At 33.8% G+C, this 23,083-nt stretch carries 26 protein-coding genes; 16 read left to right on the top strand and 10 right to left on the bottom strand.

The window, feature by feature from the left end; translation table 11 throughout:
* Positions 1–264 precede the first annotated feature (264 nt).
* On the top strand, positions 265–624 hold the full coding sequence (locus B0I10_RS15345) for a hypothetical protein (protein ID WP_146740386.1): 360 nt from the start codon (positions 265–267) through the stop codon (positions 622–624).
* Positions 625–687: 63 nt separating this feature from the next.
* On the opposite strand, the gene B0I10_RS15340 is transcribed toward B0I10_RS15345, so the two are convergent.
* Positions 688–1,878, bottom strand: a complete 1,191-nt coding sequence (locus tag B0I10_RS15340) for a pyridoxal phosphate-dependent aminotransferase (protein WP_112087402.1) — start codon at positions 1,876–1,878, stop codon at positions 688–690.
* A gap of 122 nt (positions 1,879–2,000) precedes the next feature.
* Between B0I10_RS15340 and B0I10_RS15335 the strand changes: the two genes are divergently transcribed.
* Positions 2,001–3,335, top strand: a complete 1,335-nt coding sequence (locus tag B0I10_RS15335; RefSeq protein ID WP_112087401.1) for a PDZ domain-containing protein — start codon at positions 2,001–2,003, stop codon at positions 3,333–3,335.
* 30 nt (positions 3,336–3,365) lie between these two features.
* Here the strand turns inward: B0I10_RS15335 and B0I10_RS15330 are convergent, their stop codons facing one another.
* The gene (locus tag B0I10_RS15330) at positions 3,366–3,809 is read right to left on the bottom strand and encodes a DUF1573 domain-containing protein (RefSeq protein ID WP_112087400.1); all 444 of its coding nucleotides are present in this window, start codon (positions 3,807–3,809) and stop codon (positions 3,366–3,368) included.
* Positions 3,810–3,988: 179 nt separating this feature from the next.
* On the opposite strand from B0I10_RS15330, the gene B0I10_RS15325 reads away from it, so the two are divergent.
* On the top strand, positions 3,989–6,619 hold the full coding sequence (locus B0I10_RS15325; protein WP_112087399.1) for a valine--tRNA ligase: 2,631 nt from the start codon (positions 3,989–3,991) through the stop codon (positions 6,617–6,619).
* 54 nt (positions 6,620–6,673) lie between these two features.
* On the opposite strand, the gene B0I10_RS15855 is transcribed toward B0I10_RS15325, so the two are convergent.
* The 3 genes from B0I10_RS15855 to B0I10_RS15315 form a co-directional block, all read right to left on the bottom strand.
* Complete coding sequence (locus B0I10_RS15855; protein WP_262510655.1) at positions 6,674–6,805, bottom strand: hypothetical protein; 132 nt, start codon at positions 6,803–6,805, stop codon at positions 6,674–6,676.
* 66 nt (positions 6,806–6,871) lie between these two features.
* Positions 6,872–7,282: a thiol-disulfide oxidoreductase DCC family protein gene (locus B0I10_RS15320; RefSeq protein WP_112087405.1), complete on the bottom strand. Its 411-nt coding sequence runs from the start codon at positions 7,280–7,282 to the stop codon at positions 6,872–6,874.
* Between the two features lie 7 nt (positions 7,283–7,289).
* On the bottom strand, positions 7,290–9,461 hold the full coding sequence (locus tag B0I10_RS15315; RefSeq protein ID WP_112087398.1) for an endonuclease MutS2: 2,172 nt from the start codon (positions 9,459–9,461) through the stop codon (positions 7,290–7,292).
* A 107-nt stretch (positions 9,462–9,568) separates the two neighbouring features.
* Here B0I10_RS15315 and B0I10_RS15310 point away from each other — a divergent pair, with 107 nt between their 5' ends.
* Positions 9,569–10,234 (top strand): uracil-DNA glycosylase, encoded by a 666-nt coding sequence (locus B0I10_RS15310; protein ID WP_112087397.1) that lies wholly within the window; start codon positions 9,569–9,571, stop codon positions 10,232–10,234.
* 7 nt (positions 10,235–10,241) lie between these two features.
* Here B0I10_RS15310 and B0I10_RS15305 read toward each other — a convergent pair whose 3' ends face one another.
* On the bottom strand, positions 10,242–10,616 hold the full coding sequence (locus tag B0I10_RS15305) for an RNA-binding S4 domain-containing protein (RefSeq protein WP_112087396.1): 375 nt from the start codon (positions 10,614–10,616) through the stop codon (positions 10,242–10,244).
* A gap of 114 nt (positions 10,617–10,730) precedes the next feature.
* Between B0I10_RS15305 and B0I10_RS15300 the strand changes: the two genes are divergently transcribed.
* The gene (locus B0I10_RS15300; protein ID WP_112087395.1) at positions 10,731–11,714 is read left to right on the top strand and encodes an FKBP-type peptidyl-prolyl cis-trans isomerase; all 984 of its coding nucleotides are present in this window, start codon (positions 10,731–10,733) and stop codon (positions 11,712–11,714) included.
* 72 nt (positions 11,715–11,786) lie between these two features.
* Here the strand turns inward: B0I10_RS15300 and B0I10_RS15295 are convergent, their stop codons facing one another.
* Genes B0I10_RS15295 through B0I10_RS15285 form a run of 3 tightly spaced genes read right to left on the bottom strand, consistent with a single transcriptional unit; the run spans position 11,787 to position 13,482 of the window.
* Positions 11,787–12,356, bottom strand: a complete 570-nt coding sequence (locus B0I10_RS15295) for a YceI family protein (RefSeq protein WP_112087404.1) — start codon at positions 12,354–12,356, stop codon at positions 11,787–11,789.
* 25 nt (positions 12,357–12,381) lie between these two features.
* A complete protein-coding gene (locus B0I10_RS15290) occupies positions 12,382–13,014 on the bottom strand; it encodes an NAD(P)H-dependent oxidoreductase (RefSeq protein ID WP_112087394.1) in 633 nt (210 codons plus the stop codon).
* 12 nt (positions 13,015–13,026) lie between these two features.
* Positions 13,027–13,482, bottom strand: coding sequence for a MarR family winged helix-turn-helix transcriptional regulator (locus B0I10_RS15285; RefSeq protein ID WP_112087393.1), 456 nt, complete (start codon positions 13,480–13,482; stop codon positions 13,027–13,029).
* Positions 13,483–13,614: 132 nt separating this feature from the next.
* Between B0I10_RS15285 and B0I10_RS15280 the strand changes: the two genes are divergently transcribed.
* The 7 genes from B0I10_RS15280 (at position 13,615) to priA (ending at position 20,052) form a co-directional block, all read left to right on the top strand.
* A complete protein-coding gene (locus tag B0I10_RS15280) occupies positions 13,615–14,151 on the top strand; it encodes a TlpA disulfide reductase family protein (RefSeq protein ID WP_112087392.1) in 537 nt (178 codons plus the stop codon).
* Positions 14,152–14,161: 10 nt separating this feature from the next.
* On the top strand, positions 14,162–14,770 hold the full coding sequence (locus B0I10_RS15275; protein ID WP_112087391.1) for a thioredoxin family protein: 609 nt from the start codon (positions 14,162–14,164) through the stop codon (positions 14,768–14,770).
* A gap of 127 nt (positions 14,771–14,897) precedes the next feature.
* Complete coding sequence (locus B0I10_RS15270) at positions 14,898–15,212, top strand: rhodanese-like domain-containing protein (RefSeq protein ID WP_112087390.1); 315 nt, start codon at positions 14,898–14,900, stop codon at positions 15,210–15,212.
* Positions 15,213–15,283: 71 nt separating this feature from the next.
* Positions 15,284–15,499: a YgaP family membrane protein gene (locus B0I10_RS15265; RefSeq protein ID WP_112087389.1), complete on the top strand. Its 216-nt coding sequence runs from the start codon at positions 15,284–15,286 to the stop codon at positions 15,497–15,499.
* 112 nt (positions 15,500–15,611) lie between these two features.
* Positions 15,612–16,469, top strand: a complete 858-nt coding sequence (nadC, locus tag B0I10_RS15260) for a carboxylating nicotinate-nucleotide diphosphorylase (RefSeq protein ID WP_112087388.1) — start codon at positions 15,612–15,614, stop codon at positions 16,467–16,469.
* Positions 16,470–16,644: 175 nt separating this feature from the next.
* On the top strand, positions 16,645–17,571 hold the full coding sequence (locus tag B0I10_RS15255; RefSeq protein ID WP_112087387.1) for a YihY/virulence factor BrkB family protein: 927 nt from the start codon (positions 16,645–16,647) through the stop codon (positions 17,569–17,571).
* A 30-nt stretch (positions 17,572–17,601) separates the two neighbouring features.
* The gene (priA, locus tag B0I10_RS15250) at positions 17,602–20,052 is read left to right on the top strand and encodes a replication restart helicase PriA (protein WP_112087386.1); all 2,451 of its coding nucleotides are present in this window, start codon (positions 17,602–17,604) and stop codon (positions 20,050–20,052) included.
* Here priA and B0I10_RS15245 read toward each other — a convergent pair.
* Positions 20,049–20,744, bottom strand: a complete 696-nt coding sequence (locus tag B0I10_RS15245) for a LytR/AlgR family response regulator transcription factor (RefSeq protein WP_112087385.1) — start codon at positions 20,742–20,744, stop codon at positions 20,049–20,051. The genes priA and B0I10_RS15245 overlap by 4 nt on opposite strands.
* Before the next feature lie 169 nt (positions 20,745–20,913).
* Between B0I10_RS15245 and rpsF the strand changes: the two genes are divergently transcribed.
* From rpsF to B0I10_RS15225, 4 genes are all read left to right on the top strand, one after another.
* On the top strand, positions 20,914–21,252 hold the full coding sequence (gene rpsF, locus B0I10_RS15240) for a 30S ribosomal protein S6 (protein WP_112087384.1): 339 nt from the start codon (positions 20,914–20,916) through the stop codon (positions 21,250–21,252).
* Between the two features lie 5 nt (positions 21,253–21,257).
* Positions 21,258–21,554, top strand: a complete 297-nt coding sequence (gene rpsR / locus B0I10_RS15235) for a 30S ribosomal protein S18 (RefSeq protein WP_112087383.1) — start codon at positions 21,258–21,260, stop codon at positions 21,552–21,554.
* Positions 21,555–21,616: 62 nt separating this feature from the next.
* Positions 21,617–22,057, top strand: a complete 441-nt coding sequence (rplI, locus tag B0I10_RS15230) for a 50S ribosomal protein L9 (protein WP_112087382.1) — start codon at positions 21,617–21,619, stop codon at positions 22,055–22,057.
* A 117-nt stretch (positions 22,058–22,174) separates the two neighbouring features.
* On the top strand, positions 22,175–22,795 hold the full coding sequence (locus B0I10_RS15225) for an L-threonylcarbamoyladenylate synthase (protein ID WP_112087381.1): 621 nt from the start codon (positions 22,175–22,177) through the stop codon (positions 22,793–22,795).
* Positions 22,796–23,083 lie beyond the last annotated feature (288 nt).

Genomic DNA, 23,083 nt, shown 5'->3' with positions numbered 1-23,083 from the left:
AAAACCTTCCCTCAACCGATTACTGGTTTACGGTAGAGTATTTGGAAAACGGTCAGACCAAAACATTTAAAGCACATTTTTCATTAAAAAGATAGTCTTAAAAGTTAATAATAGAAAACTCCTGATGAAAGTCAGGAGTTTTTTTTATCGATGAAATTCACATCGTCATGACTTAAACGTTTAAATCTTCAGTTGAACGATTTTACGGTATATTCTTTGGTCTAATGCTTAGATTTACTGCAGTTTATTTCTAAATGTTGTTTAATGAAAAGGATTATAGCCATTTTTATAATAGGATTAATGTTAATAGGATGCGAATCAGAATCAACCGAACTTAACACGCAAGCATTTAATTTGCCTGAATGGTTAAAAGGTGATTATGAGGGAGTTCATACAGAAGAATATCTTCAAATTTCTACTCAAACGATAGCATTTAAGTTGGAAGAACAAGTTTATCAATTTCATCCGAATATGATTATTTCGGAAACTGAAGACGAAATCCGTTATATCATCACAACCGAGTCAGACATCTTAATTTTTAATAAAACAACACTAGAGGAAGAAATTAATTTTCAATTTAATGATTTGAACTTGGGTTGGTTCAAGCATAAAAGAATCGAATAACATCAAACTAAAAATCCCGACAATTTTCAAACTGTCGGGATTTTTCAATGATAAAAAATAGTCTTATTCAGTATAAACTTTCAAAGCTTCCTTTAAAATTCTAACCGATTTAATCAAGTCTTCTTTCTTTAAAACATACGCAATTCTAACTTCATCTAAACCAACATTTGGAGTAGAATAGAAACCGGCAGCGGGCGCAACCATTACTGTTTCTCCATTAAAGTCGAAAGATTCTAATAACCATTGTGCAAAATTATCTGCATTTTTAACCGGAAGTTTGGCAATGCAGTAGAAAGCACCTTTTGGAGTAGCTACTTTTACACCTTCAATTTGATTTAATTCGGCAATCAAAGTATCTCTTCGGTCTTTGTATTCAGTAATAACTTCATCAAAATAACTTTGCGGAGTATCTAGAGCGGCTTCACTGGCAATTTGAGCAAACGTGGGCGGACTCAATCGGGCTTGAGCAAATTTCATCGCTGCACCCATAACTTCTTTATTTTTAGAAACAATACAACCAATTCGAGCTCCACACATACTGTATCGTTTGGAAACAGAATCAATCATAATGGCATGTTGTTCAATTCCGGGAACATTCATCACAGAAAAATGTTCATCTCCATCATAAATAAATTCGCGATACACTTCGTCGGCAATTAAAAACAGGTCGTGTTTTTTCACTAATTCAGCCAATTGAACTATTTCTTCTTTAGAATACAAGTATCCAGTCGGATTTCCTGGATTACAAATTAAAATCGCTTTTGTTTTAGAAGTGATTAATTTTTCAAAATCAGCAATAGGAGGAAGGGCAAAACCTTCATCAATAGTTGATATAACAGGTACAACTTTTACACCAGATGCAGTAGAAAAACCATTATAATTAGCATAAAAAGGCTCAGGAATAATAATTTCATCATCGGTATCCATTGTGCTTCCCATGGCAAATAGCAAAGCTTCTGATCCACCGGTTGTAATGATGATATCTTCGATATTAACGGGCAAATTATGTTTTTGATAATAGTCTGCTAATTTTCTACGGTAACTTTCAAACCCGGCAGAATGACTGTATTCTAATACTTTTATATCAATATTTTTGATAGAATTCATAGCCACTTCCGGTGTTTTAATATCGGGCTGACCAATGTTTAAATGATAGACTTTTGTACCTCTTTTTTTTGCAATTTCAGAATAGGGAACTAATTTTCTAATAGGTGATTCCGGCATTTGCTGACCTTTTTTGGAAATCTTAGGCATAGTGATTATTTTTTGAAATGCAAATTTGCAATTTTTTTTATTTAGACCCAATGCTTTTTGAGGATATATTTAGTCAAATTGGATTTTTAAGGTGGAATTTGTATTTTTATTAAAAATTATTCATGAAATTCTTTTGGATTATACTATCATTTTTTCTGTTCCCATCATTATTTTATGGGCAGGAAGGGTTTCAGTATTATTCCAAAAAAAAGAAGATAACAATTCCATTTAAACTGATAAATAACTTGGTATTTGTTCCATTGGAAGTCAATGGAGTTGATTTAACTTTTTTAGTGGATTCCGGTGTAGAAGAATCAATTTTATTCAGCTTGGAAGACAAAGAAGAGTTGACGTTCAATAATGTTGAAAAAATTATGTTACGCGGCTTAGGTAGTTCAGATTATATTGAAGGTCTTAAATCATCCGGAAATCAAGTAGTTTTTAACGATGCCATTATAGATCAAAATCATGAGATTTACATTATTCTTGATGAAGAGTTAAATTTTTCAGGCAGTGTTGGGATTCCCGTAAATGGTATAATTGGCTATCAATTTTTTAAAAATTTTAAAGTGGAAATCGATTATGTGTCGCACAAAATTCATATCTACAATCCCTCCCATGAATTAAAGAGAAAAAAAATGAGTAAGTTTAAAAAGCTTGATTTTTTATTACACAACAACAAGCCTTATTTAGCCTCCTTATTTGAATTTGATTCTCAAAAAGTAGAAGGGAAATTACTTTTAGATATAGGTAATAGCGACGCATTTTGGCTTTTCGCAAATAAAATCAGTAACTACACGTTTCCGAAACAATCTTTTGAGGATTTTTTGGGAAAGGGATTTAATGGAGACATTTTTGGAAAAAGAACAAAGCTAGGTTCGTTTTCTTTTGATGATTTTACTTTTAAAAATCCTTATGTAGCGATTCCGGATTCAACCTCCTTGCAAAATGTTAAATGGGCTGAAAATAGAATTGGTTCAATGGGAGGAGAAATTTTTAAACGTTTCACACTTATTTTTGATTACCAAAATAGCAATTTGTATGTAAAGAAAAATAAGAATTATAAGCAACCATTTGAATACAACATGAGCGGGATTGAGATTAATCATGCCGGATTACAATGGATTCAGGAAGAAGAGTCGTTAAATACAAATTTTGTTACAAGAGATAAAACATCGTACGAAAGTTCATTTAGAGGCAGTGAAAAGGTCAAGTATAAATTTGTGCTAAAACCAATTTTTGTTATTGCTCACATCAGAAAAAATTCACCGGCCGACTTGTCCGGTTTAAAAAAAGATGATATTGTAGTTCGAATTAATGGCTACGGAATAGAGCGATATTCTCTTCAGGAAGTAAATGCACTTTTGAAATCGCAAGACGGCAAAAAAATTAATTTTGAAATTGACAGAGGGAATCGCCGTATGAAATTCACTTTTTATTTAAAAAGTATTCTATAAAAAAATCCCTTCGTTAAAAGGGATTCAATTTTATTGCATGGGGCCAACTTTTTTCTTTTCCATTAAATTTACTTCAGGTCGTTCCAAAACTTCACCTTTTATTTTGAGGTGAACTTTTCCGCCCTCTGCATTCACTGCATTTGTTTCAACAGTAATACTTTTTCTAATCGGACCGGTAGCCATGTTATATTTAACCTCAATTTTATCCGATTTACCAGGCATAATTGGTTCTTTGGGTTTCGATGGAACCGTGCAACCACATGTGGATTGAACGTTGGTAATAATTAAAGGTGCATCACCAGTGTTGGTGAATTCAAATACGCGAACACCATTGTCATTGTCTTTATAAACTTTTCCGTAGTCTATCGTGTTGTCTTTGGCTTTAAACTCAATTTTTGGACCTTTTTGAGCAAAAGCAGTCAAGCTAATAAAGCTAATAAAGCTAAATACAGCAAAAAATAAAATTCTTTTCATGGTTATGTGTTTTTGGGTTGTGTAAAAATAGTCACTTTTCCGTAAATTACAAATACTAATTTCTTTTTTAATACTTCTGACTAAATCGTTACTTTTGCATCTTAGTACAAAAACCAGACCAAATTGTAGATTGTTTTTAAAACGATGATTTTCAGTTTATAACCATATAATTAATATTTATGTCTATTCCAGCACAATTTGATGCCAAGCAAGCCGAACAAAAATGGTATGATTACTGGATGAAAAACAATTATTTTCATTCAAAACCAGATCACAGAACGCCCTATACAATAGTAATTCCTCCGCCAAACGTAACGGGAGTTTTGCATATGGGACACATGTTGAACAACACCATTCAAGATGTGTTAATTCGTCGTGCTCGTTTAAAGGGTTTCAATGCGTGTTGGGTCCCTGGAACCGACCATGCTTCTATCGCAACCGAAGCAAAAGTGGTAGCCAAACTAAAGTCTGAAGGAATTAATAAAAGTGATTTAACCCGTGAGGAATTCCTTAAACATGCATATGAGTGGACTGATAAATACGGTGGAACCATCCTTGAACAACTAAAGCAGTTGGGTTGCTCATGCGACTGGGACAGAACCAAATTCACCATGGATGAAGATATGTCAGCTTCTGTAATCAAATCGTTTGTGGATTTATACAACAAAGGAATGATTTACCGTGGTTACAGAATGGTCAATTGGGATCCGGAAGCAAAAACTACTTTGTCCGACGAAGAAGTAATTCACGAAGAACGTCAAGGAAATTTATACTACATCAATTATAAAGTGGAAGGCACTAATGATGTTTTAACCATCGCCACAACACGTCCGGAAACAATTTTTGGGGATACAGCTATTTGCATCAATCCAAATGACGAACGTTTTACTCATTTGAAAGGCAAAAAAGCGATTGTCCCTATATGTAATAGAGTTATTCCAATTATTGAAGATGACTACGTAGATGTAGAATTTGGAACAGGTTGCTTGAAAGTTACTCCGGCCCATGATGTGAATGACAAAGTTTTAGGTGATAAACACAATCTTGAAATTATTGATATTTTCAACGAAGACGCTTCTTTGAATAGTTTCGGTTTACATTACCAAGGAAAAGACAGATTTGTAGCTCGAGAAGAAATTTCTAAAGAATTACAGTCGATTGGAGCATTAGTTAAAACAGAAACACACATCAATAAAGTTGGAACTTCTGAAAGAACTAAAGCGGTAATCGAACCAAGATTATCCGATCAATGGTTTTTAAAAATGGAAGAGTTGGTAAAACCCGCCATTAAAGCCGTTCTAGAAACCGAAGAAGTAAAATTATACCCAAGTAAATTCAACAATACGTATCGTCATTGGATGGAAAATATTCGCGATTGGAATATTTCTCGTCAATTATGGTGGGGACAACAAATTCCTGCTTATTTCTATGGTGAAGGAAAAGAAGATTACGTAGTTGCGGAGAATATTGAAGAAGCTTTAGTTTTGGCTAAAGTTAAAACGGGCAACCCGCAACTCGAAACCCGCAACCTTAAACAAGATGTCGATGCATTGGACACGTGGTTCTCCTCTTGGTTGTGGCCAATGGCTGTTTTTGGTGGAATTTTAGACCCTGAAAATGAAGATTTTAAATACTATTATCCTACCAATGATTTAGTAACCGGTCCGGATATTTTATTTTTCTGGGTGGCTCGTATGATTATTGCAGGGTATGAATACACCGGTAAAAAACCGTTTAACAATGTTTATTTAACCGGTTTGGTTCGTGATAAACAACGTCGTAAGATGTCAAAATCATTAGGAAATTCACCTGATCCATTAGATTTAATTGAGAAATTTGGAGCTGATGGTGTTCGTGTTGGATTATTATTGAGTGCTTCTGCCGGAAACGACATCATGTTTGATGAAGAATTATGCAATAACGGAAAAGCTTTTGCTAATAAAATTTGGAACGCTTTCCGATTAATCAAAGGTTGGGAAGTGGCTGAAATTCCACAACCGGAAGCTTCAAAAATTGCGATTGATTGGTACGAAGCTAAACTGCAACAAACTTTAGCTGAAATTGAAGATAATTTTGAAAAATACAGATTATCCGATGCGTTAATGGGCATTTATAAATTAGTGTGGGATGATTTTTGTTCATGGTTTTTAGAAATTATCAAACCGGCATATCAACAACCAATCGATAAAGCAACCTTCGATAAAGCGATTGAATTGTTAGAAGCCAATTTGAAATTATTACATCCATTTATGCCTTTCTTAACGGAAGAAATTTGGCAATACATTGCAGAAAGAACACCGGAACAAGCGTTGATTATTTCAGAATGGCCAACCATGCAAAATACAAATGCTGATTTAATTGCTGAATTTGATTTTGTCATTGAAGTAATTGCCGGTATTCGAACCATTCGCAAACAAAAAAACATTGCGAATAAAGATAGTATTGATTTAAGAATTATTAATAACGAAAAAAACGCAACAACTTTTGATGCTGTAATCAGTAAACTAGGAAATATTGATAACCTAGAATATGTTACAGAAACAGTAAATGGAGCATTGACGTATCGTGTAAAATCAAATGAATATTTCATTCCTATTGCAGGAAATATTGATGTAGCGGCTGAAATTGAAAAACTGGAAGAAGAATTAAAATACATCCAAGGCTTTTTAAAATCAGTGCAGGTGAAGCTTTCCAATGAAAAATTTGTAGCTAATGCAAAACCGGAAATTATTGCAAACGAACGAAACAAAGAAGCCGATGCATTAGCAAAAATTGCTACCATCGAACAGAGTTTAGCGAGTTTAAGATAATGCAAACATTAAAATCCCGATTAAATTCGGGATTTTTTTATGATAAAGTTTTTATTACTTTTTCTTTTTTTCGTTCATCATGAGCATAACGGCTCCAATAATACCAAAGATAACGAGAAGAAAAACACCAATCATGATGAACGCACCGTTTTCCCAAGAATATAAAGCAAAAGTTTGATTAATCATTTTGTTATGTTTTAAGTTGAGTCAAAATTAAAAATCAAACGGCAGATTTTTTATGATAATTATCAGTTACAAAAATTTTGCTTTTAATTCGGGAGTCGGAATCATGCACTCGTCTTTTTTGCCATACCATTTGTAGCGGTTTCTCGCGATAAGGTCATACACAAAATTGCCTAAATTTCCGGTAAACGATAAATAACCAATGATTTTATGCCACGTATCCAATTCTTTGGCAATTCGCATCGCTGCTTCGGCTTTGTGAAAATAGGCTATACCGGGCTCATACAGCACAATACTGTCCACTTTCAGCGGATTAACGCCAATGTGTTTTAAAATTTTTTCACCTAATTCTGATTGTAAAGAAACAAAACGAAACACGTCTTTTTTGTCGTGTTTGATGATAAATTGAACAGATGAATCGCACAAATTGCAAACGCCGTCAAACAATATTATTTTTTTATCTTGAGGTAATCCTTCCATATTCTTTTTATTTTTTTGATTCAACCAGTTCTAAAACATCTAAACTCACTTTGGAGGTAAACATGCCATAATTCACGGTTGCTTTGTTTTTTTCAATCGCATCTAAGGTGCCAACCGCTTTTCCGTCGAACATGCGAACACGATCACCGATTTTTAAAATAGGTTTAGGTTTTTCCGATTCAACTTTTAAAGCTTTGGCTTTTTTTTCTTTTTTATCAGCTCTAATTTCATCTACTTTTGTGGTAACCTCTTGAATAATTTGTTTTTGGATAACTTCTTTTTCCTTTATTTCTTTAACGCTTGCTTTCTTTCGTTTGGAATTTTCAATTTCTACAATTTTCAACAATTCACCCATCAACACTTTTTTGTCTTTGTTATTGAAATATTTGCTAGCAAGGTCATCCATTTTTTGTCCCATGTAAATTAAACGCTGGTTGGCATCATACAATTCCTGGTAGCGTTCTAATTTATCCTGAATTTTTGCATTGATGGTTTCCATTTTTTTGCTCTCTTCACGGGCTTTGGTTTCTTCCTCTTTTAAATTAATCGAGGTTTTTTCTAACTTAGAACGTTCTTTTTGCAAGGTGGCTATTGTTTTATCAAAACGAACTTTTCCACCTTCAATTTTTTTCTTCGCCCGATTAATCAATCCATACGGAATGCCATTTTTTTGAGCTACCTCAAACGTAAACGAACTTCCGGCTTGACCTAAAATTAATTTATACATCGGTTCCAACGATTTTTCGTCAAAAAGCATGTTGGCATTGGAGGCAAAAGGCAATTCGTTGGCCAATATCTTTAAATTGGAATAATGCGTTGTTATGATTCCAAATGCTTCGCGGTGATAGAATTCTTCCAAAAAAGTTTCGGCCAAAGCACCACCTAATTCAGGATCTGAACCTGTTCCAAACTCATCAATCAAAAACAGTGTTTTGTCATTACATTTTTTTAAAAAGTAATTCATATTTTTAAGTCGATAACTGTAGGTACTCAAATGATTTTCAATGGATTGATTGTCACCTATATCCGTTAAAATGCGATCAAATAAAAATGTTTCACTTCGTTCATGAACCGGAATCAGCATACCGCTTTGCAACATCAATTGCAATAAACCAACCGTTTTTAACGAAATGGTTTTTCCACCGGCATTTGGACCCGAAATAACAATAATTCTACTTTTGTTATCTAATTCAATCGTCTGCGGATACGTAACTTCGTTTTTACTTTTGTTATTCAAATATAAAATAGGGTGGTAGGCATCTCTAAAAAAAACTCTTTTTTCTTCAATAATTGTGGGTAAAATAGCATTTATTTTTAAGGCATATTTTGCTTTTCCGGCAATCACATCAATATCACTTAAAAATTCCTGGTACTGATTTAAAAGGTCTTTGAAAGGACGAATATCATTGGTTAATTTTTTTAATATTCGAGTAATTTCTTCACGTTCTTCATATTCCAAATTACTCAATTCACGAGAGTACCGCAAGGTTGCTTCAGGTTCGATATAAGCAATACTTCCGGTTTTCGAACTTCCTAAAATAGAGCCTTTTACCTTTTTTCGATACATCGCTAAAACAGCTAAAACACGACGATTTTCTACAAAACTTTCTTTAATTTCGTCTAAATATCCCAAACTGTTATATTGACTTAAAGCCGCACCAAAGCTCTGATTCACTTTACCACGCACGGTACTCATTTCTCGCCGAATATTGATTAAATCGGGCGAAGCATTATTCTTGATTTCACCAAATTTGTCAACCACTTCGTCAATTTTTTGAACTATGAATTTGGTATAGTCAATTTGTGATGATTTTTGATGCAAAGTGGGATAATAATCAGTAAACTTTTTCAAAAAAAGCAACATTGTATTGGTTGTTTCCGATAATTGAGCAATTTTTCTAAAACTGCCAACTTCTAAAAAACTATCTTCAATACCAATAAATTTTATTTCGGTACTGATGTTATCAAAACCATGATTTGGTAATGCATTATTGTTGGAAAAAGAGGAAAGATATTCAGAGGTTTGCAAAAGTGAATCCAGTAAGAGATTTTTGTCTCGAAACGGAACAATTTCCAACGCTTTTTGCTTTCCCAGTTCGGTGTTACATCGATCGGAGACAGTTTGAAGTATGGTGGAAAATTCTAAATCTTTTAGCGTTTTATCAGTGATTGAAATCATTTAGTTTTATAGCAATTTTAGGCAAATTTAGCGATAATTTTTCTTTGTTTGCATGGCATTAACTTCAAATTGAGAACTATAATTATCTTTGTGAAAATATTTCATCGATGCAAGTAAAAATCCATCCGTCTTGGCAAGCTATTCTGGAAAATGAATTTTCAAAACCTTATTTTAAGGAATTAATGGATTTTGTAGAAAATGAATACAATCAACATCGTTGCTATCCGATGGAAGATCAAATTTTTGCTGCTTTTAAGCATTGTTCTTTTGAAAATCTGAAGGTGGTAATTATTGGGCAAGACCCCTATCACGGGGTAAATCAGGCTAACGGATTATGTTTTTCGGTAAATGATGGCATTTCTTTTCCGCCATCACTACAAAATATTTTTAAAGAATTAGAAAAAGATTTGCAAATTCCTTATCCCAAATCCGGTAATTTAGAACGTTGGGCAGACCAAGGTGTATTATTGCTCAATGCTACTTTAACAGTAAGACAATCGGAAGCAGGAAGTCATCAAAATAAAGGTTGGGAAACGTTTACGGATGTTGTGATTCAAGAAATTTCACACCGAAAAGAAAACGTTATTTTCTTGCTTTGGGGCGGATTTGCTAAAAAGAAAGGTACTAAAATTGACAAAAAAAAACACATTGTTTTAGAAACCGGTCATCCTTCACCTTTAAGTGCCAACCGTGGACTTTGGTTCGGAAACAACCACTTTAGCAAAACCAACAAGTATTTAAAAGAAATGGAAAAAAAAGAGATTGCTTGGTAATTTCGGTTTACTCAACCGTATCATCGGTATAATTTTCCAAATCCCTGCGATCTTTTTTAGTCGGTCTTCCTTCACCTGTTTTTCGGTAATGTTCTTTAGATAATTTTAGCAATTCCAGATGAGCAAAACTTTCTGCCGGCGTTTCGTCTTTTCGATAAATATCGACTAATTTTGCACCTACACGACTCTCAGGAATGGCTAAAACCTTGATTTTATAGATGATTTGGTCTCTTCTAAACGTAACATCATCACTCGGAAAAACCTCTTTTGAAGGCTTGGCAACTTGACCGTTAACCGTCACATGATTTTTTTTGCAAAGCTCGGTCACCATATTTCTGGTTTTAAAATACCGTACACACCATAAGTATTTATCTACTCGCATACCTTTTTTCAGAATTCTTCGTTAATTAGTACACAAAAATAAATCAAAATTGTATCTTGCAGCACTTATTTTAAGATATTATTATACAAAGTTTAAACAATAATTTTACTAAAAATGCTATCAAAGAGATTTAAAAATGTTTTACTGATTGCCCTGTTTTCTTCAGTTATTTTTTCATGCAAAGAGGATGATGATGAAGCTACGATTACACCACCAAGAGATAGAAGTGTGCAATATGTTGAGGATGCATCTTTAATAGAAACCTATTTAGAAGAGCATTATATGACCGTGGATGCAGATATGAATGTTACAATTGCAAAAATTACTGATCCTTTGACGCAAACCTCAATCAAACTCCAGACAGATTATCCACTACAATTCATGGAAAACGTAGATAACGATACGCGAGTTACTTATTTAAAGGGTGGAAGAATTAATGACCCAGTGAAGTACAAACTTTATTATATTTTATTAAACGAAGGTGGAGGACAGCGACCAACAACGGTTGATTCAACGTTTGTTGACTATAGAGGTTGGAATTTTAGTAATGTAGAGTTTGATAGAACTTCTTCACCGGTTTGGACAACCTATCCGGCACCACAACTTGAATTTATATCAGGATTTAGACAAATAGTTCCATTAATGAAAACTCCGGAAACAACTACTGTTAACGAAGATGGAACAACTTCATTTACAAATTATGGTAATTGTGTAGTGTTTATTCCTTCTGGATTAGCCTACTTTAATTCGTCGAGAGGAGCAAATATTCTGCCATATTCCAATTTAGTTTTTCAAATTAAGCTGAAAGGATTGCGATACAATGATCATGATCGTGACAAAATTTTGTCTAAGGATGAAATTTATAATCCGCAGGGAGATACAGATATTGGTTTTTTTAATCAAGATACCGACCTTGACGGGATCCCTGACTTTTTAGATACGGATGATGATGGTGATGGTGTTTTAACTCGAAATGAGTTAAAAATTCCCGGAACTACCCCGCAACAATATTATCAATTTAATGATATTCCGGCTTGTAATGGTGATCAAGTGACTCCAACACGTACAAAACGGCATCGCGATCCCACATGTTTTTAGAAATTAATTAAACATAAAAAAATCCTGATACATTTGTATCAGGATTTTTAGCAATTTTTCCCTTTTATTTTATTAGTAAGCCAACGAAACTGTTAACTCAAAATCATCATTAATAGCTTTATCTCCTAAATTGTCAAAGAAAGAACCTGAGCCATACTGAATACCGTATTTAGTTCTGTTTACTTTAAAAGCTGTTCTGGCTGAACCTGCTCCAATTGCTAAATCAAAAGTTACCGGTAACGTTTTTCCTTTAATAGTTAAATCGGCAGTTACAGTATAAATATCGCTTCCTTTTGAGGCTATTGTTTTGAATTCTAAGATTGAAGTAGAAAATTTATCTACACCAAAAAAATCGTCAGCTTTTAAATGACCTTCTAGTTTTTCTTTTCCTTTTCCTGCTTCTAAATCTTTAACTGTTATACTAGTCATATCAACTTCAAAAGAACCACCTTTCAGTTTTTTCCCGTCGAAAACTAGCGTTCCAGAGTTAAAACTAATTGTTCCGTCGTGTTGTCCGGTTACTTTTTTTCCAACCCACGTAATTTTACTTTTCTCTACGTTTATTTTTTTGTTTTGAGCCGTTGTCGTAATTGTTCCTGCAACGACCAGAAGTGCTAAGGCAATTGTTTTTAAATTTTTCATTGATTTCATTGTTTAAGGTTATTAATTATAAATTGATAAATAATTCGTTTTTGGGTTTACGCACTTTTTTGTAAAATTGCGTAGCATCTTCTTCATGTCGGTAACCAATTGTAGCCAACAAGGATGCATTTAATCCTAACTCGTTTAATCCTAAAATTTCGTTTACTTTTTCCGGCTCAAAACCTTCCATGGGTGTAACATCTATTTTTAGCTCTGCGGCAGCATTCATCAAATTAGCTAATGCTAAGTAGGTTTGCTTTGATGTCCAAGTATTTCTTTGTTTTTCCGGTAATGATGTGATTTTCATTTTCATGAAATCGGCATATCCTTTTACGCTTTCTACAGGAATACCTCTTGTTTCTGCCATATTAGCAATGTACTGATCTATTTCTGTTTCTCCAAAGTTAGTGATATTTGCGAAAACTAATAGCTGAGAAGCATCTACAATTTGCGATTGTCCCCAAGCAAACGGCTGGATTTTAGCTCTTAACTCAGGATTTTCGATGATAAATACTTTGTAAGGTTGCAATCCATACGAAGAAGTGCTCAGTTGAATGGCATCTTTTAATGTTTCTAAATCTTCTGAAGAGATTTTTTTGGTGGCATCAAATTTTTTGGTGGCATAACGCCAGTTTTGATTACTAATGAAGTCGCTCATTTTCTTAATAAATTAAATTGTTCTATATTTTTCTAGCAAGTTGTTCAAATTTTCTAACTCTTCTGATGATAAATTAGTTGAAAATAACGTTTCATGTGCTTCAATTTTCGGGTCTAATTCGGCTAATAATTTTAGTCCTTTCTCAGTGATTGTGATTTCCATTTTCCGACGATTTTCTTCGCAAACTTCACGAATAACTAAATCTTTCAACAGTAATTTGTCAACTAATCGGGTAGTATTACTGGTTTTAGCAATCATTCGTTCTTGAATAACACACATGTTGGCCGGTTTTCCTTTTTGACCTCGAAGAATTCGCAATACATTAAATTGTTCAACCGACAAATCAAAGGATTTTAAAATATCATTAAAAGCATCCGCAATAACATTCTGAGTGAACATGATATTGAGTACAGTTCGCTTTTCAATGCTAATGGGTGAATTGGATTTTATGATTTCTTCTATCTTCATTTGTAATTACAAAATTTGTATGTACAAATGTAGTTGTATTTTTTAATTGTATATACAAATGTCTATTAAAATTTTGTTAAAGATTTTTAAGAGGATGGTGGAAGGTTTAATTTTATGAGATAATCAATAAAAATGCATCAAAATATAAAACTTATACTACTACTGGTATTTCATTTTTTCTGGGTTTTAAATGGCTTTTCACAAAGCAAAACCTTGTCAAAACCATTGAAAGTATATGAAATAGACGGAATCAAATTGAAATCCTTTAATTTTGATGGATTACAACCTTATTTAAATCAAAAGAATGATACCGTTTATGTCATCAACTTTTGGGCAACCTGGTGCGTTCCTTGTGTAAAAGAATTGCCGCATTTTGAAAAATTGAATCAAAAATACAAAGGCGGAAAATTTAAAATGATTTTAGTGAGTTTAGATTTTCCTAAAATGATTGAAAGTCGCGTCATTCCTTTTATTAAAAATAAAAATTTGCAAGCAGAAGTTGTCGTTTTAAATGATCCCGATGCCAATACGTGGATTGAAAAAGTAGCCAAAGAATGGTCTGGAGCCATCCCGGCCACCATCATTTATAAAAACGAGAAACGAAGGTTTTATGAACAATCGTTCACCGAGGAAGAATTAGAAACAGAAATAAAATCATTCATTAACTAAATTAAAAACTATGAAAAAATTCAAAATTGCCTTTTTAGTACTTGCAGCCGGATTGATTACGGCCTTCACCACAACCAATCCTGCGGGTTACGAAATTGGTTCAATCGCCACCGATTTTTCGCTAAAAAATGTAGATAACAAAAAAGTTGCCTTAAAAGATTATAAAGAGGCGAAAGGTTTTATTGTAATTTTCACCTGCAATCATTGTCCGTATGCCATTGCATATGAAGACAGAATAATCGATTTGGATAAAAAATATAAAAAGTTAGGTTACCCTGTAATTGCTATCAACCCAAACAATCCTGAAAAACAAAAAGACGATAGTTTTGATAAAATGCAAGTGCGTGCCAAAGAAAAAGGATTTACTTTTCCCTATTTGTTTGACGAAGGTCAGAAAATTTATCCGCAGTACGGAGCGACTAAAACGCCTCATGTTTACATTTTGCAAAAAACAGACAAAGGAAATGTTGTTAAATATATTGGAGCAATAGACGACAATCATTCAGACGAAACAGCTGTTGAACAACGTTATGTTGAAAACGCAGTAGACGCCTTATTAAAAAAACAAGAAGTAAAAATAAAAACAACAAAAGCAATCGGCTGTTCGATAAAAGCTTAGAAAATTAGGTTCTGAGTGGCTGAGGTACTAAGGTTTATAAGATAAAATTAGTTTTTCATTATCTTTGTACTCAGTACCTCAGTACCTCAGTACCTCAGCACCTCAGTCCCTTAGAACCTTAAAAAAAATGAACTTACAACAAGAAAAATGGTGGGCCGATGCCCAAAACGATGAAAACACAATCATTTTAGATGTGCGAACACCGGAAGAATTTGAGCGTGGAATTATTCCAAATGCAATCAACATTGATATTTATAAAGGACAAGGGTTTATTTATTTGATTGAAGAATTAGATAAATCGAAAACCTATTACGTCTATTGCCATGCCGGAAGTAGAAGTGCAAAAGCATGTGAAGTGATGCAACAAGTAGGTTTTGAGAAAACATATAACCTAGTTGGAGGGATTTCTGAATGGAACGGACCGATTGTTGAACCAAACTAAATTTACATTTATTGCCGTTTGATAGCTTTTTTTTCCTATTTTTATAATCCAAAACCTAAAATTTAGAGATTATGAAAAAAAATGTTGGCAATACCGATCGGTTTGTTAGAGTAATGTTTGGCATTATTCTTTTGATTCTTTTTATGTCCGGAGCTATTGAAAATAATTTAGTACAATGGATTGTTTTGGGTGTGAGTATGATTTTAATCATCACCGCTTTTGCCACCTTTTGTCCGCTCTATGCTTTGGTTGGAAAAAGTACCTGCGAAGTAAAAAGAAAGAAATAAAACGAAATTTCAATAAATATAAAACCACGGATTTCGTGGTTTTTTTATACAAGAATTTACCAAAAAAATAAAAACGATTTCCTATTTTAGCCATTCGATACAAATTTTAGTTATGATTACAGAAGCCCAATTTCAAAACGAACTACAGCTCATTATACGAAACGGAATCAGAGAAGATATTGGTTCAGGCGATCACAGTTCGTTAGCTTGCATACCAAAAGAAGTAACCGGAAAAGCAAAATTATTGGTTAAAGAAGATGGAATTATTGCCGGAGTTGAATTTGCCAAAATGATTTTTAACTTCGTAGATTCAAATTTAGAAATTGAAACATTTATTCAAGACGGTAGTTCAGTGAACTATAGCGATATTGTTTTTCATGTTTCAGGAAGTTCGCAATCTATTTTGAAAGCAGAACGTCTGGTACTCAATTCGATGCAACGCATGAGTGCCATAGCAACCAAGACAAAAATGTATGTTGATTTGTTGGAGGGAACATCCACCAAAGTATTAGATACCCGAAAAACAACACCCGGATTTCGTGCCGCGGAAAAATGGGCTGTTAAAATTGGCGGTGGCGAAAATCATCGATTTGCATTATATGATATGATTATGTTGAAAGATAATCACAATGATTTTGCCGGTGGAATTGCTAAAGCCATTCAAAAAACAAAAGATTATTTAAGCGAAAATCAATTGGATTTAAAAATAATCGTAGAAGCCAGAAACCTAAATGAAGTGGAAGAAATCCTCAATAGTGGTGGCGTTTACCGAATTTTGTTAGACAATTTTAATTATGAAATGACCAAAGAAGCCGTAAAGCTTATTGGAAATAAGTGCTTAACCGAAAGTTCAGGAAACATTAATGAAAAAACCATTCGCCATTATGCAGAATGTGGTGTGGATTATATTTCGTCCGGTGCTTTGACGCATTCGGTTTATAATATGGATTTGAGTTTGAAGGCTTTTTAGGATGAGTTGGGAGTTAGGAGTAAGGAGTTTTCAGTCGCAGTTACAGTATTTCGAAAATCCGTGAAAATCCATTATAGCGAAGCTATCAAAATCTGTGCAAACCAGTGTTTCGCGTTAGCAAATCCGTTAAATCCGCGTTCAATTAAAGTATGAATAATTTGCATCAGACAAAAATATGTCAGTAGAAACAGAGCAAAAACTCGAAAAAATTCCGGTAATCAAACACATCGTTCGATTTACTAAAAACATAAAACTACCTTGGTTAGAGGGCTTGTCGTTCTATGATATGATGGAATTATACATTATCGGAATTGCACAAGGAGCTTTTTCCTATCGTGCGGGTGCGATTGCCTTTAGCTTTTTTATGGCTTTGTTTCCGTTTGCATTGTTCATTTTAAACTTAATCCCTTTTATTCCAATTGAAGGTTTTCAAGAAGATTTTCTGCTGTTTGTAGAAGAAGGAGTTCCACCAAACACCTTTGAAGCCATCAAAACCATTATCGATGATATTTTGAATAACAGTTATCAAGGTTTATTATCGTCGGGTTTTATTTTGTCTATTTTTCTAATGTCAAACGGAATTAATGCCATTTTGGGCGGATTTGAAACATCCTATCATATAACTATTTCCAGAAGCTTTTTCAGACAGTATTTTGTTGCACTCATAATGTCACTACTTTTTTCGATGATTTTGATAATTACCGTGGCAGCCATTGTAATTTCCGAAGTAATCATCCAACAAATTCAATTCAGGCAATTTGCTTATACTGATGTTACATTGATTCAAATCACTCGATACTGTTTTGTGATTTTAATGGTTTTAATCACAACTTCACTTTTATTCAAATTTGGAGCAAAAGAAACTGCAAAAATTTCTTTTATCAGTATCGGATCGGTTTTTACCACTGTTTTAATCCTTTTGTCTTCGTATGTTTTTGGAATTTATGTTGTGAAATTTGCTAAGTATAACGAACTTTACGGTTCTATTGGAACGCTTTTAATTTTGATGTTTTACATTTGGATTAACTGTATGATTCTATTACTAGGTTTTGAATTGAATGCCACCATAAACAAATTAAAAAGAAAAAATCTGTTTGATTAATTCTTTTTACGTTGAAATAATAGCCATTTTATGTCGTACTTCGTCGAAGTTATTTTGCCCTTAGCACTCGATAAAACCTTTACTTATCAAGTTTCTGAAGCCGAGTTTAAATACATTAAACCCGGAATGCGAGTGGCTGTTCCGTTTGGAAAAAGTAAAATGTATACTGCGTTGGCAATTGAAACGCATCAAAATCCGCCCACTTTATACGAAGCCAAAGAAATCCACCAAATTTTAGATGAAAATGCCATCGTGAATGAATGGCAATTGAAACATTGGCAATGGATTGCTTCCTATTATATGTGTTCCATTGGTGAAGTTTTTAGAGCTGCTTTGCCTTCCGGATTTTTATTGGAAAGTGAAACAGTGATTTCACTGAAACAAGGCGATTTAGTTGATGAAAAAGCATTATCCGATGATGAATTTTTAGTCTTTGAAGCTCTTCAACACCAAAGCTCTATCAAAATAAGTGATGTTATTTCAATTTTAAATAAAAAAAATGTTTTTCCGGTTCTTCAAAAACTGATGGATAAAAGTGTCGTTGCTCTTCAAGAGGAAATGCACGAATCGTATAAACCAAAATTGGTTAGATACATTAAACTTCATCAGAATTACGCAACTGATGAACGTTTAAACGAGCTGTTGAATTCCATTAAAGCCGAAAAACAAAAGGAACTTGTATTAGGCTATTTTCAATTAAATGCTTCAGAAAAGAAACCTATTTCGGCTAAACAATTAATTGATTTTGCATCATCAACATCGGCCGTTTTAAAAAAACTCATCGAAAAAGAAATTCTTGAAGAATACCACCTCATTCAAGATAGAACCGATTTTGCTGATAATGAAAAAGATGACAGCATCGTGTTGAGTCAACCCCAACAAACAGCATTAGAGAATATTAAAAAACACCTTGAAGCCAAAGATGTTTGTTTGCTGCATGGCGTAACGTCCAGTGGTAAAACAGAAATCTATAGCCAACTCATTCAAGAAACGATGCAAACCGGCAAACAGGTTTTATTTCTTTTGCCCGAAATTGCCCTTACCACGCAGTTAGTTTCGCGTTTGCGAAAGTTTTTTGGTAATAAAGTGGCGGTTTTTCATTCCAAATACAGCAATAACGAAAGGGTGGAAGTGTGGAATCAGGTTTTGCAAAACTCTCCCAAAGCACAAGTAGTTATTGGTGCTCGATCGGCTATGTTTTTACCTTTTTCCAATTTGGGATTAGTGATTGTGGATGAAGAACACGAACATAATTTCAAACAAACGGATCCTGCTCCACGTTATCATGCACGCGATGCAGTAACGGTTTTGGCTAAATTCCATCAAGCAAAAGTACTTTTAGGTTCGGCCACACCGAGTTTGGAAACGTATTACAATACGCAAAATCAAAAATATGCATTGGTAGAACTTTTTGAACGCTACAATAACACACCTTTACCGGAAGTTATTTTAGTGGATTTAAAAGATAAGTATTTCCGCAAGCGAATGAATGGTCATTTTAGCGATACGTTGATTGAAGAGATAACTTCTGCTTTGTCGTTGGGCGAACAAGTGATCCTTTTTCAAAACAGAAGAGGTTATGCTCCTTTGTTGGAATGTACGACGTGCGGACACATTCCGCAGTGCCCCAATTGCGATGTGAGTTTAACGTATCACAAATTTAAAAATCAGCTCCGATGTCATTATTGCGGACATTCGATTGCCAAACCAACTAATTGTCATCAATGTTCCAGTGTGGATTTAACTACAAAAGGCTTTGGAACTGAGCAAATTGAATTGGAATTGGCCACGCTTTTTCCCAACAAAAAAATCCAACGGATGGATCAAGATACCACACGTGGAAAATTTGGTTATGATAAAATTATTGATAAGTTTCAAAACCGAGAAGTGGATATTTTAGTGGGAACACAAATGTTGGCCAAAGGTTTGGATTTTGATAATGTGAGTTTGGTTGGAATTTTAAATGCCGACAACATGCTTTTCTTCCCCGATTTCAGAGCTTTTGAACGCAGTTATCAAATGATGGCACAAGTCTCGGGCAGGGCAGGAAGGGCTGAAAAAAGAGGAAAAGTGGTGATTCAGACTTATAATCCAAATCACAACACGATTCAACAAGTGACTCATAATAATTATGTAGGAATGTTCAAAGAGCAGTTGTATGAAAGACAAATCTTTAAATATCCGCCTTTTTTCAAGTTAATTAAAATCACGCTTCGTCATAAAGAATACGAAAAAGTGAAAGAAAGTTCGATGTGGTTGTATCAAGTGTTGAGTCAGCATCTAAACATGCCTGTTTTAGGCCCCGAAGAGCCGGCTGTGAGCAAAATTAGAAATGAATACATCAGAACAATTGTCATTAAAATTCCGGATGATGTTTCGCCACAAGGCACAAAAAAAACTATCCAAAAAATAGTGAATAGTTTTGATGTTATTTCGCAATATAGATCTGTAAAGCTTGTAGTAAATGTTGATTTTGGTTAGGCGATGGCAAGAGCTTTCTTCAAATCGTCTTTCTTGTTTCGGCTCAAAGGGATTTTGGTTACACCAATTTCGGCAAACTTGCTGTTAAAACGTTCAATTTTGTCGATGTTCACAATAAAAGATTTGTGTACACGCAAGAATCTGTCTTTCGACAAATCATTTTCAAACGATTTCATAGTAGAAAGCACTAAATTGCTGTCTTCATCAGTAACCACTTTTACATAGTCACCATACGCTTCAATCCACTTGATTTTAGAAGTGAATACTTTTAGTTTTTTCAGATTACTTTTAATGAAGATGTAATCACCTTCTTCTTCAGAAACTTCATGTCTTAATTTGTGCATATCGATTGCTCTTTTAACAGCAGAATCGAAACGATCAACAGAGATGGGTTTTTGTAAGTAATCAGTGGCATCATAATCAAAAGCTTTCACGGCATAATCTGCTTTTGAAGTGATAAAAATGATTTGTGGTTTGTTTTTTAAACCATCAAGAAAATCGAAACCATTAATAATGGGCATTTCGATATCGAGAAAAATAAGGTCAACAGAGTGTATAGACATACAACTCTTTGCCTCAATAGCGTTAGAAAAATCACCTACAAGGTTTAAACTTTGGTGATTATTTACTAACTTTGTGATGATCATTCTTTGAATAGAACTGTCATCGACTACGACACAATTTAGTTTCATAATACGATTTATTATAGATTTGGTGAAACAAACATAGTGCATTTCATCGATAAAAACTAATTTTTTTCGGCTTTTTTTGCCTTATGTCGATTATTTATGTTTTGTGCTTGGTTATTAAAATTAAATTCTTACTTTTGCACCCAATTTAACAATTTTAAAGTAAATTATTATGAATCATTATGAAGCTGTTTTCATCTTGAATCCCGTTTTATCTGAACAACAGGTAAAGGAAACAGTAAGCAAATTCGAAGATTTTCTTACAGCCAAAGGGGCAGAGATGGTATCCAAAGAGGATTGGGGACTTAAAAAGTTAGCCTACGAAATCCAACACAAGAAAAGTGGTTTTTACCATTTATTCGAATTCAAAGCACCTGCAGATAGCATCTTAGGTTTTGAAACTGAATTAAGACGTGACGAGAGAATTATGCGTTTCCTAACTGTAAGTTTGGATAAACACGCTATTTCTTGGGCTGAGAGAAGAAGAGAAAAATTAAAAGTTAAAGCATAATTACTATGTCAACAATCGAGCAATCAGCAAAAGGAAAAAAAGAAGGGGATATCAGATATCTTACTCCTTTGAATATAGATACAAACAAAACTAAAAAGTATTGTCGTTTTAAAAAATCAGGTATTAAATACATTGATTATAAAGATGCCGACTTTTTATTGAAATTCGTAAACGAGCAAGGTAAAATCTTACCAAGACGTTTAACCGGAACGTCATTAAAATACCAAAGAAAAGTGTCTGTTGCCGTTAAAAGAGCAAGACATTTAGCTTTAATGCCATACGTGGCGGATTTATTAAAATAATAATTAATTAAGTTGTTGCCTCGCCATTGGCGGGCTAACTTCTATAAAAAAAGGACAACAACATGGAACTAATCTTAAAACAAGACGTTCAAAATTTAGGTTTTAAAGACGATATCGTTTCTGTAAAACCAGGTTACGGAAGAAACTTTTTGATTCCACAAGGATTTGCTGCATTAGCAACACCATCAGCTAAAAAAGTATTGGCTGAAAACTTGAAACAAAAAGCACACAAAGAGCAAAAAGTGGTGGATGATGCTAAGAAATTGGCTGAATCATTAAAAGCGCTAGATATTAAAATTACTGCAAAAGCAGGTGGTGAAAAATTATTTGGTTCTGTAACCAATATGGATATTGTGGAAGCTTTGGAAAAAGCCGGACAACCAATCGATAGAAAATTTGTTACTTCTGGAACAGTAAAAAGAACTGGAAAATACACTGCAACGATCCGTTTACACAGAAACGTTGTGATTGAATTGCCCTATGAGATTGTTGCTGAGCAATAATATTCAAACCCATAAAACGTTAAAACCCTGCTTCGGTAGGGTTTTTTTATACGTTATATTTTAAAAAATACATTAAAATTGCTATTGTATAAGTACTAACTTGATTAAATTTGTCACATGGCTCAATTTATTAAAATATATCCCGAAAATCCAAACGAAGCAGCTATTGCAAAGGTTGTTAAAGTTTTAAAAGAGGGCGGATTAGTAATTTATCCCACCGATACGGTTTATGGCTTGGGTTGCGATATTACCAACACCAAAGCCTTAGAACGCATTGCCAAAATAAAAGGCATTAAGTTGGAAAAGGCCAATTTTTCATTCATTTGCCATGATTTGAGCAACATTTCAGATTATGTTAGACAAATTGACACGGCTACTTTTAAGATTTTAAAACGTGCTTTACCGGGACCTTATACTTTTATTCTGCCGGGAAATAACAATTTACCGAAAGAATTTAAAAAGAAAAAAACGGTTGGTATTCGTGTGCCGGATAATAACATTGTACTCGAAATTGTGAAACAACTAGGCAATCCAATTGTGTCCACTTCCATTCACGACGATGATGAAGTATTAGAATATTCTACCGATCCGGAACTCATTTTTGAAAAATGGCAAAACCTTGTAGAAGTTGTCGTCGATGGTGGTTATGGCGACAATCAACCTTCGACCATTATCGATTTATCGGAAGGAGAGCCGGTTGTGATTAGAGAAGGAAAAGGGGATAGTGCTATTTTTTAAAAAATTATTTAATTTATTTCTCCTATAACTTTTTAAATCTATTATTTTATTGAAAGTTGAGAATTTTTGTTATTGTTGAACGTTCTCAGGCTTGGCGAGGTTGCGGACTAAAGAAGCCAAAACTTTCGATTAAACACTGAACTCAAAGATACAAAACCAACTTTAAATTTAGCCCAAAACCCGCAATCTTGCAAAGCATCTATGTAAAAGCATAACTTTGAATTTCCTAAAAACGAAGATTATGCAATTACACGATGCCTTAACTATTCCAAAGATATTCATTGGATT

The organism is Flavobacterium lacus, from assembly GCF_003268815.1.
Lineage (GTDB): Bacteria > Bacteroidota > Bacteroidia > Flavobacteriales > Flavobacteriaceae > Flavobacterium > Flavobacterium lacus.
Note: the sequence above shows the minus strand (reverse complement) of the source record. Positions and strands in the feature narration are given on the sequence as shown.

What these genes read in the sequence shown, in the direction of transcription:
- B0I10_RS15345 (WP_146740386.1), top strand. Translation starts at nt 265, where the DNA reads ATGAAAAGGATTATAGCCATTTTTATAATAGGATTAATGTTAATAGGA.
- B0I10_RS15340 (WP_112087402.1), bottom strand. Translation starts at nt 1,878, where the DNA reads ATGCCTAAGATTTCCAAAAAAGGTCAGCAAATGCCGGAATCACCTATT.
- B0I10_RS15335 (WP_112087401.1), top strand. Translation starts at nt 2,001, where the DNA reads ATGAAATTCTTTTGGATTATACTATCATTTTTTCTGTTCCCATCATTA.
- B0I10_RS15330 (WP_112087400.1), bottom strand. Translation starts at nt 3,809, where the DNA reads ATGAAAAGAATTTTATTTTTTGCTGTATTTAGCTTTATTAGCTTTATT.
- B0I10_RS15325 (WP_112087399.1), top strand. Translation starts at nt 3,989, where the DNA reads ATGTCTATTCCAGCACAATTTGATGCCAAGCAAGCCGAACAAAAATGG.
- B0I10_RS15855 (WP_262510655.1), bottom strand. Translation starts at nt 6,805, where the DNA reads ATGATTAATCAAACTTTTGCTTTATATTCTTGGGAAAACGGTGCGTTC.
- B0I10_RS15320 (WP_112087405.1), bottom strand. Translation starts at nt 7,282, where the DNA reads ATGGAAGGATTACCTCAAGATAAAAAAATAATATTGTTTGACGGCGTT.
- B0I10_RS15315 (WP_112087398.1), bottom strand. Translation starts at nt 9,461, where the DNA reads ATGATTTCAATCACTGATAAAACGCTAAAAGATTTAGAATTTTCCACC.
- B0I10_RS15310 (WP_112087397.1), top strand. Translation starts at nt 9,569, where the DNA reads ATGCAAGTAAAAATCCATCCGTCTTGGCAAGCTATTCTGGAAAATGAA.
- B0I10_RS15305 (WP_112087396.1), bottom strand. Translation starts at nt 10,616, where the DNA reads ATGCGAGTAGATAAATACTTATGGTGTGTACGGTATTTTAAAACCAGA.
- B0I10_RS15300 (WP_112087395.1), top strand. Translation starts at nt 10,731, where the DNA reads ATGCTATCAAAGAGATTTAAAAATGTTTTACTGATTGCCCTGTTTTCT.
- B0I10_RS15295 (WP_112087404.1), bottom strand. Translation starts at nt 12,356, where the DNA reads ATGAAAAATTTAAAAACAATTGCCTTAGCACTTCTGGTCGTTGCAGGA.
- B0I10_RS15290 (WP_112087394.1), bottom strand. Translation starts at nt 13,014, where the DNA reads ATGAGCGACTTCATTAGTAATCAAAACTGGCGTTATGCCACCAAAAAA.
- B0I10_RS15285 (WP_112087393.1), bottom strand. Translation starts at nt 13,482, where the DNA reads ATGAAGATAGAAGAAATCATAAAATCCAATTCACCCATTAGCATTGAA.
- B0I10_RS15280 (WP_112087392.1), top strand. Translation starts at nt 13,615, where the DNA reads ATGCATCAAAATATAAAACTTATACTACTACTGGTATTTCATTTTTTC.
- B0I10_RS15275 (WP_112087391.1), top strand. Translation starts at nt 14,162, where the DNA reads ATGAAAAAATTCAAAATTGCCTTTTTAGTACTTGCAGCCGGATTGATT.
- B0I10_RS15270 (WP_112087390.1), top strand. Translation starts at nt 14,898, where the DNA reads ATGAACTTACAACAAGAAAAATGGTGGGCCGATGCCCAAAACGATGAA.
- B0I10_RS15265 (WP_112087389.1), top strand. Translation starts at nt 15,284, where the DNA reads ATGAAAAAAAATGTTGGCAATACCGATCGGTTTGTTAGAGTAATGTTT.
- nadC (WP_112087388.1), top strand. Translation starts at nt 15,612, where the DNA reads ATGATTACAGAAGCCCAATTTCAAAACGAACTACAGCTCATTATACGA.
- B0I10_RS15255 (WP_112087387.1), top strand. Translation starts at nt 16,645, where the DNA reads ATGTCAGTAGAAACAGAGCAAAAACTCGAAAAAATTCCGGTAATCAAA.
- priA (WP_112087386.1), top strand. Translation starts at nt 17,602, where the DNA reads ATGTCGTACTTCGTCGAAGTTATTTTGCCCTTAGCACTCGATAAAACC.
- B0I10_RS15245 (WP_112087385.1), bottom strand. Translation starts at nt 20,744, where the DNA reads ATGAAACTAAATTGTGTCGTAGTCGATGACAGTTCTATTCAAAGAATG.
- rpsF (WP_112087384.1), top strand. Translation starts at nt 20,914, where the DNA reads ATGAATCATTATGAAGCTGTTTTCATCTTGAATCCCGTTTTATCTGAA.
- rpsR (WP_112087383.1), top strand. Translation starts at nt 21,258, where the DNA reads ATGTCAACAATCGAGCAATCAGCAAAAGGAAAAAAAGAAGGGGATATC.
- rplI (WP_112087382.1), top strand. Translation starts at nt 21,617, where the DNA reads ATGGAACTAATCTTAAAACAAGACGTTCAAAATTTAGGTTTTAAAGAC.
- B0I10_RS15225 (WP_112087381.1), top strand. Translation starts at nt 22,175, where the DNA reads ATGGCTCAATTTATTAAAATATATCCCGAAAATCCAAACGAAGCAGCT.